The sequence below is a fragment of the Acinetobacter sp. MD2 genome (assembly GCF_035615575.1).
Lineage (GTDB): Bacteria > Pseudomonadota > Gammaproteobacteria > Pseudomonadales > Moraxellaceae > Acinetobacter.
Window position 1 is genome coordinate 67,766 of record NZ_VTDK01000002.1, and the last position, 14,097, is coordinate 81,862.

The following is a 14,097-nucleotide window of genomic DNA, read 5'->3' on the forward strand; positions in this document are numbered from 1 at the left end:
CTACTTAATCAGTCATTTAAAAAGGATGTTCGCTTGAATATCCTTTTTTATTCGGCACTTTTAAGTTGCATTGTAACCGTTGGAATGTGAGCAAATTTTTTGGCATAAACCACACAAATCATCACCAAAACTGCTGAAATTACCATGCCTAAACTGACTGTTTCATGCAGTAATAAGGTACACAATATGAGTCCAAAAAAAGGCTGAATGAGTTGTAATTGTCCAACGCCAATCACCCCTGCGGTTGCTAAACCGTGATACCAAAAAATAAACCCAATAAACATACTAAACATTGAAACATAGCCAAGCCCTATAATTGCAGAAAGGGGTGCTTGACCAAGGTGTATAGGAAAAAAGTAATAGCTAAGAGGTAGCATAACGGGCAATGCAAGTACCAAAGCCCATGAAATCACTTGCCAACCGCCCAATTCACGCGCAAGTTTCCCCCCTTCGGCATAGCCTAAACCACATAAAATAATGGCGGCAAACATCCATGATTGTCCTGAAATGCCTTGTGCATGTGTATTTTGGGTAAAGGCAAATAAAACCACCACGCTACTGCCTAAAATTGCGAAAAACCAAAATTTAGGCTGTGGCCGTTGTTCGCCTTTAAGTACAGCAAAGAGTGCCGTGGCTAATGGCAAAATGCCAACAAAAACCACCGAATAAGCTGCGGTAATACTTTGCAAAGCCATAGAGGTGCAAAATGGGAAACCAATTACCACACCTAGCGTGACAATACTTAAACGTTGCAATTGCGCCCAATTGGGTTTGGCTTGTTTAAGTAAAATTAAACAGATGAGTGCCAAGCAGCCTGCAAAACTGGCACGGCCAACCGTCAAAAAAGTGGGTGAAAATGCAGCCAGTGCTACCCGTGTAGCAGGCAATGACCCTGAAAAAATTAACACGCCAATTAAGCCACTGAGCCATCCATTTAGTTTCGATTGCATGTTGCTGCTCCATTGTAATTGAGCTTTATTTATAAATGTGGCAGGCTAGTTTGACGAGATACACAGCAATACAATTCAAAGATACTGTACTGGTTCAATTTAGAGAACTGTCATGGAAAAATCACAACAACTGAGCAAAATAGAACACCTAATGCTGTGGGTTCAGCAGCAGATTCAACAGCGGGTTTGGACTTCAGGTGCTAAGTTACCTTCGGTGCGTGCTTTGGCACAGCAGAAAAATTTGTCTGTTTCAACCGTAGTTGAAGCCTATGCACGTTTAGCAGCCCAAGACATTATAGAAGCACGGCAGGGTTCAGGCTATTTTGTTAAATCACAACTAAAGCCTTATTTATTAACTACCTATGAGCCACAATTAACGCGAGCAGTTGACCCGCTTTGGATTTCTCGGCAGTCTTTAGATGCATCAGATGACATTTTAAAACCAGGTTGTGGTTGGTTGCCTAAAGCATGGATGCCTGAGGAAATTGTGCGTAAAGCCATTCGGAATGTATCTCGAGCCGACAGCGGTGTTTTAATGAACTACGCAACGGCATTGGGCTTACCCGAACTTCGGCAAGTGATTGCACGCCGTTTAGAAATAAATGGCGTTACTGCTCATCCCGACCAAGTGCTATTGGTGGAAAGTGGTACACATGCGATTGACTTAATTTGTCGAATGTACTTAAACAAAGGCGATTATGTGCTGATAGATGATCCTTGCTATTTCAATTTTCAAGCACTGCTGAATGTACATGGGGTGCATACAATTGCTGTGCCTTTTACTGAAACTGGCCCTGACCTATATGCATTTCAACAGGCATTGCAACAACGTCCACGGTTATATATCACGAATTCAGGGCTGCATAACCCGACAGGGGCAAGTTTGTCTTTAGCTACGGCACACCAAATTTTAAAATGGGCAGAACAATCATCATTTTTAATTATTGAGGATGATATTTTTGCCGATTTTGAGCAAATTCCTGCACCACGTTATGCTGCCTTAGGTGGTTTTTCACAAGTGCTACAAGTAGGTAGTTTTTCTAAAACTGTGTCAGCGGCAATTCGTTGCGGTTATATTGTGGCAGATGCAACATGGCTTGACCCTTTACTCGACTTCAAAATCGCAACGACATTTAACCACGACCACTTTAATGCAGCGGTAATTTATCAGGTCTTGCAAGATGGGCAATATCCTAAATATTTGGCGGCATTAAAGAAAAAGTTAGCGCAAGCAGTGAGTCATACGTTAAAGCAATTGCAAGCTTTGGGGATTGAACCGTGGTTACTTCCTAAGGCGGGAATGTTATTGTGGTGTAAACTGCCTACAGGTATTGATGCCACAGAATTGTCACAATATTGTTTAGCCGAGGGTGTGATTCTAGCTCCGGGAAATGCGTTTAGTTCATCGCCACAGGCCAAGCAATTCTTACGCTTTAATGCAGCGCAGTGTTTAAATGCCAAAGTCTTTCAAGTTTTGGCACAAGGTTTGGCAGTGTGTAGGCATCAAGCATCGGTTAAGATAAGTTGATAAAAATCTGCATCTAACCAACGATTAAACTTTTTTGCCATTTGTGGCATGTGACCGACATGCCGAAAGCCAAGTTTTTGATGCAAAGCAATACTCGCTTGGTTTTGGGCGTCAATCACACCAATCATGGCATGAAAATTTTGTGCTGTGGCAGCGTCAATGAGTCGAGCCAATAACGGTTTGCCTAATCCCAAACCTTGGTGCTGTGCTTGAATATAAATTGAATGCTCAAGGGTGGCGTGAGAGAGCGGCTGTGGGCGAAAATGCCCAAAGCTTGCAAAACCTGCTAGCTCACCATTTGGAGCAACAACACCAATTACAGGGAAATTGAGCTGTTGTTTACTTTCAAACCATGCTTCGACCATGGCAAGTTGCCGTGGTTCTGACTCATACAACGCCGTGCTATGTAAAATCTCATGGTTCCAAATGGCTAAAATGGCTTTGCCATGCAAGTCAAATTGGCAATCGACCCATTGATAATGGTGTGGCAGTGAAAACGACATGGGCGATTACTCTTCATATTATGTTGATGATTGTAGCGAGCTTGAGTAAAAGCGCCAATAAAAAAGCCTTGTTTAAAACAAGGCTTTTTTATTGCAAAAATGCGTTTGCTCTGCTTATTTGATTGCTTGTTTCGGGCGTACCCAAACATAATACGCGATGGTTAAAAGTAGGAGCCAAATTGCACCGACATATAATGCAGGGCGTGAATCTGGAAAATAGCCAATCATGGCAATAATAAACAACATAAATGCTGTGGCTAAAATGGGGGCAATTGGCCATGCAATAACGGGAAAATCTAGCTTTTTAATTTCATCAGCTGTTAATTTTTTACGCATGCCCATTTGTGCAAGTAAAATCATCAGCCATACATAAACCGTGGCAAAAGTGGCAATCGAGGCAATAATTTCAAACACATTTTCAGGAATAAAATAATTTAGTACGACGCCAATGAGCAGCACAAGCGTCATGACCACAACAGGCATCAGCGGTGCGCCGTTCTTAGAAGTTTTGCAAAACACTTTGGGTGCATGACCTTTAAGCGCCATGCCATACATCATGCGGCCTGCACCAAATACATCGCTGTTAATGGCAGAAATGGCAGCGGTAATCACCACAATATTTAAAATGGTCGCTGCAGATTTAATCCCTAAACCTTCAAAAATTTGTACAAAAGGACTGCCCGATGTTCCAATTTGGTTCCACGGAAAAATAGCCATGAGTACAAAAATGGTCAGCACATAAAACAAAATAATACGAATAGGCACGGCATTAATGGCACGTGGAATCGCAACTTTCGGATTTTCTGTTTCACCTGCGGTCACGCCAATAATTTCGATGCCGCCAAAGGCAAACACCACCACCGAGAAACAGGCAATAAAGCCTGCAATGCCATTCGGCATAAAGCCACCATGTTGCCAAAGGTTGGCAATGCCGGGGCTAAAGTCGGAATGCGGCATGTGTACGCCGTAGAGCATAATCCCAAGACCACCTAAAATCATGGCAACAATGGCAGTCACTTTAATAATAGATAGCCAGAACTCTAGTTCACCATACACCTTAACGTGAATCAGGTTAATTGCACCTAGTAACAGAATGACGGAGAGAATCCAAATCCAACGCGGAGTATCTGGAAACCAAAAGCCCATGTAAATGCCAAAAGCGGTGACATCGGCAAGTGCCACAATTACCATTTCAAAGACATAAGTCCAACCTGTGGTAAAGCCAGCTAAAGGACTAATATATTCCGCAGCATAACGACTAAACGAGTCTGAAACAGGGTTATGAACAGCCATTTCGCCAAGCGCACGCATGACAATATAAATGGCAATTCCTGCAATCATATAGGCCAGTAAAACAGATGGCCCTGCTTGTTTAATTGCAGACGCCGACCCTAAAAATAGTCCTGTACCAATTGCCGAACCTAGTGCAAGGAAGCGGATATGGCGCGTACTCAGCCCACGCTTTAAAGTAGATGTCTCTGACATGATTCACTCCAATTCATGGGCGGCTATTGTATAGAAGCTTATCTCGTTGTTCACACAAAATTTAGACATTCTATAAATGATAGGGCTAAATATGGCGGTATGATTAAAAAAAATACAAAATTATGCATGGATAAGTTTTATCACTATTTTTTGTTGTCGCGATAAATTTCTATTTGTCCGATCAATTGCATAAAGTTGTAGCAGATTTGAATAAGTGTAAAAGTGCATATTTATAGGATGATATGTATCAAAATTTCAGCGTACATGTCATATTTTACGGATAAGGATTAAGCATCTGTTTGGGTAACAATATACTTTCTAAAATGGGCTTGTTAAGCTCCGCGATGGTGCATCAACATTGATCGATGCAGGATAAAGGATGCAAAATTGAACATCGCGCTAAAAAAGAATATAGGACTTAACCAAACCGTGTGGAAAATCATGTTTGGATTGATGGCTTTACCTATCATGTCCGCGCATGCCTCGGGTTTGAGCGGACTACTCTCGACAGAAAGCTCTGCTTGTTTAAATCAGTTTTATCAGGATGCACCACCGTTTTTAACCAAAGATAATCTCAATAGAAACAGTTATCCATTGTGTTATAACGGTTTTAATGTGATGTATTCAGGCATGTCGAAAACGCCGTTATGGAGTGCCGAACATTTAACCCCCGCGCGATTTAATCAAAAAATTAAACGTGAAGATAACTTCCATGAAGAAACCCAAATTCCTGTCGAATATCGTGCGCGTTTAGCTGATTATCGTGCTTCAGGCTATGACCGTGGGCATATGTCACCCAATGCGGATATGTCAGATAAGGCATCACAATCAGACAGTTTTTCTTTAGCGAATATGGTGCCACAAGCACCAAAAAATAACCAAGAAGTGTGGCGAAAACTTGAAGAAGCTACCCGTACAATGGTCAAGAAAAATAAGCAAGATGCCTATGTGGTTACTGGCCCAATTTTTGAAGGCAAGCGTTTAAAAACTATTGGTAATGGTGTATTGGTGCCAACGGCTGTATTTAAGGCAGTGTATTACCCTAAAACAGGCGTAATTGGTGCGTATTATGCGCCAAACAACAACTCACAGCAGGTGTATGTGGTGAGTGTCTGTAAAATTGAAGACTTAACTGGAATTAATTTATTTCCACGTTTAAGCGAAGAAACAAAACGAAAAACCTACCATTTGCCTTTGCTAGCAAGTGAAGTAAAACCAAATGCTAAAGTTGGATATTTAAATTGGGATGCGAAAAGCCAATGTGCAGTCGATGTAGGTGATGAGGCCTTACATAGCTTAAAAAAGAAATTTCAGCCTGGCGCAAATTATAGTACGACATCACTCGAGCAAAAAGGCGAGTCCTCAATTGCCCAAGCTAAAGAAAAGATTCATTCAGTTTCAGAGGGATGGTTTCAAAATTTTATAAAACAATTGATCATGTCCATTTTAGAGTTTATTTTAAAAATGGTGAAAGGTTCATGATGACAATAACAACAATCTAGTGAGGAAAAATAATGTTTAAACCTTTTGAAGATGATCACAGCGCCTCGGCTATTTATGATCTGAACTTAGAAAATCAGCTTGATTGTGTGAATGTATATGGCAATTTGCAAATTAGTAAGGATAAGAAAGGTTTAGAAACGGCCAAAGCCTTACAGGCATTTATTAATAGTGTCGTAGAAGCGCTTGAGCAAACGCCCGACTTACCCGAACAAGTCGCTTTGCAGCAAGAAAAAGAAGTGGAGAATCCTTTTTTATAAAAATAGGATCTCTTAAAGCAAGTCTAAATTGACTCATGTACGAAATAACGTACATGAATACAAGATAATTGCATATAGCCATAGGTTGTCCAATTGAATATGATAAACAACATCAAAAACAGGATGTTCTAGAACCTCAAAAAGGATTTGAGTCGTTCAATACAAGGATGGTATGGATTACAGGATGTAGCCAAAGTACCAAATACGAAAAACCCCGACAGGATGTCGGGGTTTTTTCTTTGTATCAAGTATATTTTAAGTATTTGAAGAGGGTCTCAATTTTTGTACCAAGAAGATACCGCCAAAAATAATCGACATGGTCAGGACAATACTGAGTCCACTGGCAATATTGAGTAAAGCGCTTGACCATAAGCCAACGCCTAGTGCAATTTGTCCTAACAAAAAAGCGAAAATCACCATTTGTTTAGGCGAATGTGACAATAGGCGTGCGCTGAGTGCGGGAATGACCAATAATGCACCCATTAATAACGAACCTACGGCACGTAATGCCAGTACAGTAAATAAAGCCAATAACAGCATGAAAATTAAACGCTGTAATTTTGCATTAACACCTTCACTTATGGCCATATCTGGGTCAATTGCAACCCGTACCTGAGCTGACCATGACCGCCATAGCAAGATCACAGAAACAATCACAATACATGCAAAAACAGGGAGTTCGGCCCAACTAATGGTGAGTAGATCACCAAATAAATAACTCATCAATTCAGGGCGCAGTGTTGGCAGATGCTGAATTAACAAAAGCCCTGTACAGAGTAAAGTTGATGCCAAAAGTGCTAATAAGGCATCGTTTGGGAGTCGGCGGTCATGAAGCACCCACAAAATTGAGACCAAAAGTAAAGCCAAAAAGCCAACCCCGAGCCACATGGGTAAATGTAAAAGTGCGGCTACTGCCACTCCTAATAACGTACCGTGTGACATAGTATCAGCAAAAAATGACATTCTACGCCACAGCATTAAGCAGCCTAAAGGTGCAGTTAAAATAATTAAACAGGCGCCCATCACCCATGCAGGGAGTAACAGTTCTAACCATTCCATCATCGGTTATACCTCTGCTTCGGGGTGAATATGAGGGTGGGGAAGGTGTTCGCAAGGTTCGGCATGATCACCGTGCCCACAATGATCGTGGTGGTGTTGATATGGGACGCGCTGCCCACCAAAAATTGCTAAATATTCAGGGTGCTTTTGCACGTTCTCAGGTAGCCCACTACAGCAAATATGCTTGTTTAAGCACACGACACGCTGTGTACCTTGCATGACCCATTGTAAATCGTGAGAGACCATGACCACAGCACAGCCATAGCGCTCAGGTAAACTGCGTACATATTCATATAGTTCTTCTTCAGACTGAATGTCTAAACCTTGCATCGGTTCATCAAGCACTAATATATTCGGTTTGCGCAGTAAAGCGCGTGCTAATAAAACCCGTTGTCTTTCACCGCCAGAAAGTTGTTGGACTTTGGCTTGTTGTAATTTTGCAATGCCTGTTTCTTGAATAATTTGTTGTTTATAAACAGCATCGGCTTGTTCTAGTGCGAGTAAGTCTTGCACACGCAAAGGTAAACTGTGTGAAGGATTAAACTTTTGAGGCACATATGAAAATTTAAGTTTCGGGCTTTTATGAATCTGCCCTGCACTTGGTTTAATAATGCCAAGTAAGACCTTAATCAGTGTAGATTTACCTGCACCATTTGGCCCAATAATCGTCACAATTTCATTCGGCTGTAGCTCGAAATCAACTTTTTTTAGAATTTCTCGTGCATCGATCTGAACATCAATGCTTTGCAACGCAATCAGCGGTGCCTGATTTAGTGATGTTGACACTGCTGACAGATTCCTGAAATTTCAATCATCGTTTGATGAATGCTAAATTGATCCGATGCCGCAAGCTGATGCAACTGTGCCAATAAACCCTCGGCAGATGCTTCTTTTACCGCTTTACATTCGGTGCAAATTAAAAAAGCCGCTTGATGGCCTTCACGTGGATGGCAGCAAGGAATAAAGGCATTAATTGAACTTAAACGATGAATAAAGCCTTTATCGAGTAAAAAATCGAGACTACGGTAGACCGTAGGCGGTGCAGCTGGTTTGTCTGAAGTATTTTTGATTTGTGCCAAAATGTCATAAGCACCCACAGGTCCTTTGGCATTTAAAATTAAAGTGAGGACTTCTTTACGTAAAGGTGTAAGACGTGCGCCCGTTGCCAAGCATAAAGCTTCGGCCTCTAAAATACGTGCATGAACATCATCATGATCATGTACTTCATGCAGTGCATTAATATGAGAATGCGAACATGAACTCATTATTTTTACCTATCACACCAAAATTAATTTCATGATTAAAATATCACTATTCTTCCTGTTATAGTGTAACATTAATCTCTTGGTATTGATATACATTTGGTAGAGTCGAGATGATGGCACGTTTTTTGGTAATTTTAAGCTTATTGTTTGGGAGTAGTGCATTGTGGGCACAACAGCCACAAGGCTTTGTTGTGTCGATTCATCCTTTGTTTTTAATCGCACAAGAGATTACTAAAGGCGTTGAAACGCCCATTTTATTGCTGCCAAATCAATCTGGACATGATATTCAGCTTACTCCAGCCAACCGTAAAGCGGTGCAAGATGCAGAGTTGGTACTGTGGTTGGGTAAGGCACATGAAGCACCTTTGGAGAAACTACTCGGTCAAAACTCCAAAGCTATTTCATTATTAAACATGAATATTTTGGCAACCTTGCCATTACGAGACATTAAAGGCAATTCAATTGCCAATAGTATTGATACGCATGTATGGTTAGATCCGAATAATGCGGTGCGAATTGGTTTCTTTATTGCTGCGTTGCGTGCCAAGCAACATCCTGAATATAAAGCACAATATTGGGCCAACGCGCAAGCCTTTGCCAAAGAGCTATTGCAGAACACACAAAAATTTGGGCGTAATAAGAAAACTGCAATGTACTGGTCTTATCATGATGCTTATCAATATATTGAGCGTCCATTAAATATTAAACTGATTGGTGCACTAAGTGAAGATCCGCACTTAGCGCCAACGCTTGCACAAATTAAATACTTAAATGACACGCGTCCATATCCAAGCATGTGTTTGTTGGCAGAAGGGCAGGCGGCAAGTAGCCAGTACAAAAAACTGCAACCTTTTCAATTTGAAGCAGTCGATGAAAGCTTAAATAGTGAAACTAATTTTATTCGTGCATGGGACGATTTAGCGCAAACAATTCAAAAATGCACATTAAACACACAAAAATAGCTAAGCAATAAAAGCTTAACCTTAAATTAAAAAGCCACGGTTTTTTGTGAAAATCGTAGTAGTTCGATCGGGAAATGATTGCATGTTTAGGGGGGGGACTCTATAATGCCTGCGATTAAAAACGATCATCAGCTAAACTTGTCAAGCATTGTTGCTGTGAGTAGATAATAATGAGCCTTAAGAGTCGCATGATTGACCGACGATTGGCGAAAGCTTTGGTCTTCTTACAAGCACTTATGATTCCTGTTTCCGCCTTGATTGCATGGGCCGTGAAAGATATCACTGCTGCCAAAAGTGCTGCACTTGGTGCATTACTGTGTTGGCTTGCAACCAGTTATTTTTCTTGGCAATCCTTTCGGGTTGCTGGCGCACGTGCATCTAAACAAGTGTTGGCCAACATGTATCGTGGCATGATGGGAAAATTTGCGATTGTGATCGTTGGACTTGTTTTGATTTTAAGCAATGTCAAACCGTTATCTCCGGTCGCATTGTTTTGTGGTTTTATTCTCGTTCAAACCATGACGTGGGTCGCGCCATTTTGGGTGTCACGTCTACAAAAACGAGTGTAGGCACATCAAAAGTTGAAAATTTTTTTGAGTGAAACGAGATATCAGGCAGCACGCGATATTCGTTTTGCTCTTTTTAGTAATTGACATTGACCAGGTGTGATTTATGGCTGCTGAACATGCCCTTACTTCGACAGAGTATATCAAGCATCACTTGACCAATTTGACCTATGGCAAAATGCCAGATGGTTCATGGAAATTGGCTGAGAATGCAAAAGAAGCTCATGAGATGGGGTTTTCTGCAATTCACTTGGACTCAATGGGTTGGTCAATTGGTCTTGGTTTCATTTTTTGTTTGATTTTTTGGTGTGTTGCTAAAGCTGCAAATGCTGGCGTACCAACCAAATTTCAATCGGCTATTGAAATGATTATCGAGTTTGTTGACTCAAGTGTCCGCGATACCTTTCATGGTAAATCACGTTTAATTGCGCCACTTTCATTAACGATTTTCGTGTGGATTTTCCTCATGAACTTAATGGATTTGATGCCTGTTGACTTTATCCCGTATTTAGCTCAACAGATTGGTGCAAGCGTATTTGGTATGGATCCTCACCACGTATACTTCAAGATCGTTCCATCTACAGATCCAAACATCACACTCGGGATGTCTTTGTCTGTATTTGTTTTAATCTTGTTCTACAGCATCCGCGAAAAGGGTGTTGGTGGTTTCGTTGGCGAATTGGCATTAAACCCATTTAACCCAAGTAACCCAGTTGCAAAAGCGTTGCTTATTCCAGTCAACCTTATTTTGGAATTAGTAACTTTCCTTGCACGTCCAATTTCCTTGGCACTCCGACTGTTCGGTAACATGTATGCAGGTGAGTTAATCTTCATCTTAATCGCGTTATTACCGTTCTGGATCCAATGGGCGTTGTCTGTGCCTTGGGCGATCTTCCACATTCTTGTTATTACGTTACAAGCATTCATTTTCATGATGCTAACTATCGTATACTTGAGCATGGCAAGCGAAAAGCATTAATGGTAACGCCTAACTGTCATAAGATGGTTAGGCTCAAAATTTTTTATTTTAATTGGTATAAACCTAACCTCTGAGGAATTTTTTATGTCTATCGTTCCAGGTTTAGTTGCAATTGCGGCTGCTATCTTAATCGCTTTTGGTGCTTTGGGTACAGCAATTGGTTTTGGTCTTTTAGGTGGTCGCTTTTTAGAAGCTGTTGCTCGTCAACCAGAACTTGCTCCACAACTTCAAACACGTATGTTCTTAATCGCAGGTCTTCTTGATGCTGTACCTATGATCGGTGTTGGTATTGGCTTGTTCTTCATCTTCGCTAATCCGTTTGTAGGTTAATCAGCTTAATTCCTAAATTAAACTATTGAGGAATAGCAATGAATATCAACCTCACATTGATTGGCCAAGCAATTGCATTTGCGATTTTTGTCGCATTCTGCATGAAGTTTGTATGGCCACCACTAATCAATGCGATTAGTGAGCGTCAGCGTAAAATCGCTGATGGCTTAAATGCTGCTGAAAAAGCGAAAGCTGACCTTGCTGATGCACAGGCGCAAGTAAAAGCTGAATTAGACGCGGCAAAAGCACAAGCAGCTCAGTTGATCGAACAAGCGAACCGTCGCGGTGCGCAATTGGTCGAAGAAGCGCGTACTCAAGCATCTGCTGAAGGTGAGCGTATTCGTCAACAAGCGAAAGAAGCGGTTGACCAAGAAATCAACAATGCTCGCGAAGAACTACGTCAACATGTTGCTGCTTTGGCAGTAGACGGCGCAGAGAAAATTCTGAACCAAACTGTTGATGCTGAAGCTCACAATGCCATGCTGACTCAGCTGGCAGCTAAACTTTAAGAGAGGCGAATATGGCTGAACTCTTGACGTTGGCACGCCCATACGCAAAGGCAGCTTTTGCTTATGCAACTGAGCAAAATGCAACTGACGCTTGGTCAAATGCATTACAAATGCTCAGTGCTGCTGTGCAAGATGAAGCATTCTCCGCTTACTTGAGTCGTCCTGAACTTACTCCAAAAGAGCAAGTTGAGCTTTTTGCGAAAGTTTTAGGTCAAGACCAAACTACAGAAGCAACGTCGAACTTTTTGACAATGCTAGCTGAAAATGGTCGTTTGTCTTTGTTGCCTGAAATTGCAGCAGAATACGAACAGCTTAAAGCACAAAATAACAACACGGTTGATGTCGTAATTGAATCGGCATTTCCATTAACTTCTGTTCAAGAACAGTTGCTTGCACATGCGTTAGAAAAACGTTTTAACGCGGCAGTGAATGTTTCTGTTGAAGTGAAACCTGAGCTTATTGCAGGTGTTGTGATTCGTGCAGGCGATCAAGTAATCGATGATTCGGCGCTGAACAAGCTTGAAAAAATGCGGACTCGTCTTCTTGCTTAATAGCATTTGAAGACTGAACTTTAAAAAGATTGAGGAATAGCGCAATGCAACAACTGAATCCATCCGAGATCAGTGCGCTCATTAAACAGCGTATCGGCGATCTGGACACCAGCGCGACCGCTAAAAACGAAGGTACCATCGTCATGGTATCTGACGGTATCGTGCGCATTCACGGTCTTGCTGATGCAATGTACGGTGAAATGATCGAATTTGACGGCGGCTTATTTGGTATGGCACTGAACCTAGAACAGGATTCAGTGGGTGCCGTTGTTTTAGGTAACTACCTAAGCCTACAAGAAGGCCAAAAAGCACGTTGCACAGGTCGTGTATTAGAAGTTCCGGTTGGTCCAGAACTTTTAGGCCGTGTAGTAGACGCTTTGGGTAATCCAATTGATGGTAAAGGCCCAATTGATGCAAAATTAACTGATGCTGTTGAAAAAGTAGCACCAGGCGTAATTTGGCGTCAGTCGGTCGACGAACCTGTTCAAACTGGTTATAAATCAGTTGATACCATGATCCCTGTAGGTCGTGGCCAGCGTGAGTTGATCATTGGTGACCGTCAAACTGGTAAAACAGCAATGGCGATCGATGCGATCATCGCTCAGAAAAACTCAGGCATTAAATGTGTATACGTTGCAATTGGTCAAAAACAATCGACTATCGCTAACGTGGTACGTAAGCTTGAAGAAACTGGCGCTATGGCGTATACCACTGTTGTCGCAGCTGCGGCGGCTGATCCTGCTGCAATGCAGTATCTTGCTCCGTACTCTGGTTGTACAATGGGCGAATACTTCCGTGACCGCGGTGAAGATGCATTAATTATTTATGATGATTTGTCTAAGCAAGCCGTTGCTTACCGTCAAATTTCATTGCTTCTTCGTCGTCCACCAGGTCGTGAAGCGTACCCAGGTGACGTATTCTATCTTCACTCACGTTTGCTTGAGCGTGCTTCGCGCGTTTCTGCGGACTACGTTGAGAAATTCACTAACGGTGAAGTTAAAGGTCAAACTGGTTCTTTAACTGCATTACCGATTATTGAAACTCAAGCGGGTGACGTATCTGCATTCGTTCCAACCAACGTAATTTCGATTACAGACGGTCAGATTTTCCTTGAAACCTCATTGTTCAACGCGGGTATTCGTCCTGCTGTGAATGCGGGTATCTCGGTATCTCGTGTTGGTGGTTCGGCTCAGACTAAAATCATCAAAAAATTGTCTGGTGGTATCCGTACCGCTTTGGCGCAATACCGTGAATTGGCAGCGTTTGCTCAGTTTGCTTCTGACCTTGACGAAGCAACTCGTAAGCAACTTGAACATGGTCAACGTGTAACTGAATTAATGAAGCAAAAACAATATGCTCCATATTCAATTGCAGACCAAGCTGTTTCAATTTATGCATCTAACGAAGGCTACATGGCTGACGTTGAAGTGAAGAAAATCGTAGACTTTGATGCTGCGTTAATTGCTTACTTCCGTTCAGAACATGCTGCGTTAATGCAAAAAATCGATGAAACTGGTAACTACGACAAAGACATCGAAGCTGCATTCAAAGCAGGTATTGAAAGCTTTAAAGCGACTCAAACTTACTAAGATTCAACGATGTTGAATCTAGTTATGGTTTGGTTCACGGATCAACCTTCGAAAGCTCGAA

The 14,097-nt window shown here is 41.7% G+C and carries 16 protein-coding genes; 10 read left to right on the plus strand and 6 right to left on the minus strand.

All coding sequences use genetic code 11. The features are described from left to right. Positions 1-47 precede the first annotated feature (47 nt). Positions 48-950 (minus strand): DMT family transporter, encoded by a 903-nt coding sequence (locus FXN70_RS03570; RefSeq protein WP_324646122.1) that lies wholly within the window; start codon positions 948-950, stop codon positions 48-50. A 112-nt stretch (positions 951-1,062) separates the two neighbouring features. Here FXN70_RS03570 and FXN70_RS03575 point away from each other — a divergent pair, with 112 nt between their 5' ends. Then, positions 1,063-2,478: a PLP-dependent aminotransferase family protein gene (locus tag FXN70_RS03575; protein ID WP_324646123.1), complete on the plus strand. Its 1,416-nt coding sequence runs from the start codon at positions 1,063-1,065 to the stop codon at positions 2,476-2,478. Here FXN70_RS03575 and FXN70_RS03580 read toward each other — a convergent pair. Next, entirely contained in the window at positions 2,454-2,981 is a 528-nt protein-coding gene (locus FXN70_RS03580; protein ID WP_324646124.1) for a GNAT family N-acetyltransferase, read from the minus strand. The genes FXN70_RS03575 and FXN70_RS03580 overlap by 25 nt on opposite strands. Before the next feature lie 114 nt (positions 2,982-3,095). Beyond that, entirely contained in the window at positions 3,096-4,466 is a 1,371-nt protein-coding gene (locus tag FXN70_RS03585; protein WP_324646125.1) for an amino acid permease, read from the minus strand. 453 nt (positions 4,467-4,919) lie between these two features. Here FXN70_RS03585 and FXN70_RS03590 point away from each other — a divergent pair, with 453 nt between their 5' ends. Continuing rightward, positions 4,920-5,948, plus strand: a complete 1,029-nt coding sequence (locus FXN70_RS03590; RefSeq protein ID WP_420714367.1) for a DNA/RNA non-specific endonuclease — start codon at positions 4,920-4,922, stop codon at positions 5,946-5,948. A 32-nt stretch (positions 5,949-5,980) separates the two neighbouring features. Then, complete coding sequence (locus tag FXN70_RS03595) at positions 5,981-6,226, plus strand: hypothetical protein (protein ID WP_324646126.1); 246 nt, start codon at positions 5,981-5,983, stop codon at positions 6,224-6,226. A 255-nt stretch (positions 6,227-6,481) separates the two neighbouring features. Here the strand turns inward: FXN70_RS03595 and znuB are convergent, their stop codons facing one another. The 3 genes from znuB to FXN70_RS03610 are packed head-to-tail and all read right to left on the minus strand — an operon-like array spanning position 6,482 to position 8,550. Next, positions 6,482-7,288 carry a zinc ABC transporter permease subunit ZnuB gene (gene znuB / locus FXN70_RS03600; protein WP_324646127.1) on the minus strand — a complete coding sequence of 269 codons (807 nt, stop codon included), beginning with the start codon at positions 7,286-7,288 and terminating at the stop codon, positions 6,482-6,484. 3 nt (positions 7,289-7,291) lie between these two features. Next, positions 7,292-8,080, minus strand: a complete 789-nt coding sequence (gene znuC / locus FXN70_RS03605) for a zinc ABC transporter ATP-binding protein ZnuC (RefSeq protein ID WP_324646367.1) — start codon at positions 8,078-8,080, stop codon at positions 7,292-7,294. After that, entirely contained in the window at positions 8,056-8,550 is a 495-nt protein-coding gene (locus FXN70_RS03610) for a transcriptional repressor (RefSeq protein WP_324646128.1), read from the minus strand. Before FXN70_RS03610 ends, znuC begins: the two co-directional genes overlap by 25 nt. 113 nt (positions 8,551-8,663) lie before the next feature. Between FXN70_RS03610 and FXN70_RS03615 the strand changes: the two genes are divergently transcribed. The 7 genes from FXN70_RS03615 to atpA all read left to right on the plus strand — a co-directional run bounded on the left by FXN70_RS03615 (position 8,664) and on the right by atpA (position 14,036). Further along, positions 8,664-9,512 (plus strand): metal ABC transporter solute-binding protein, Zn/Mn family, encoded by an 849-nt coding sequence (locus tag FXN70_RS03615; protein ID WP_324646368.1) that lies wholly within the window; start codon positions 8,664-8,666, stop codon positions 9,510-9,512. 170 nt (positions 9,513-9,682) lie between these two features. Next, positions 9,683-10,081 carry an ATP synthase subunit I gene (locus FXN70_RS03620; protein WP_324646129.1) on the plus strand — a complete coding sequence of 133 codons (399 nt, stop codon included), beginning with the start codon at positions 9,683-9,685 and terminating at the stop codon, positions 10,079-10,081. A 103-nt stretch (positions 10,082-10,184) separates the two neighbouring features. After that, entirely contained in the window at positions 10,185-11,057 is an 873-nt protein-coding gene (gene atpB / locus FXN70_RS03625) for a F0F1 ATP synthase subunit A (protein WP_324646130.1), read from the plus strand. A gap of 84 nt (positions 11,058-11,141) precedes the next feature. Further along, on the plus strand, positions 11,142-11,387 hold the full coding sequence (atpE, locus tag FXN70_RS03630; protein WP_004750052.1) for a F0F1 ATP synthase subunit C: 246 nt from the start codon (positions 11,142-11,144) through the stop codon (positions 11,385-11,387). A gap of 38 nt (positions 11,388-11,425) precedes the next feature. Further along, positions 11,426-11,896 (plus strand): F0F1 ATP synthase subunit B, encoded by a 471-nt coding sequence (locus FXN70_RS03635; RefSeq protein ID WP_324646131.1) that lies wholly within the window; start codon positions 11,426-11,428, stop codon positions 11,894-11,896. 11 nt (positions 11,897-11,907) lie between these two features. Then, entirely contained in the window at positions 11,908-12,447 is a 540-nt protein-coding gene (locus tag FXN70_RS03640; RefSeq protein ID WP_324646132.1) for a F0F1 ATP synthase subunit delta, read from the plus strand. Positions 12,448-12,491: 44 nt separating this feature from the next. Next, complete coding sequence (gene atpA, locus FXN70_RS03645) at positions 12,492-14,036, plus strand: F0F1 ATP synthase subunit alpha (RefSeq protein WP_324646133.1); 1,545 nt, start codon at positions 12,492-12,494, stop codon at positions 14,034-14,036. Positions 14,037-14,097 lie beyond the last annotated feature (61 nt).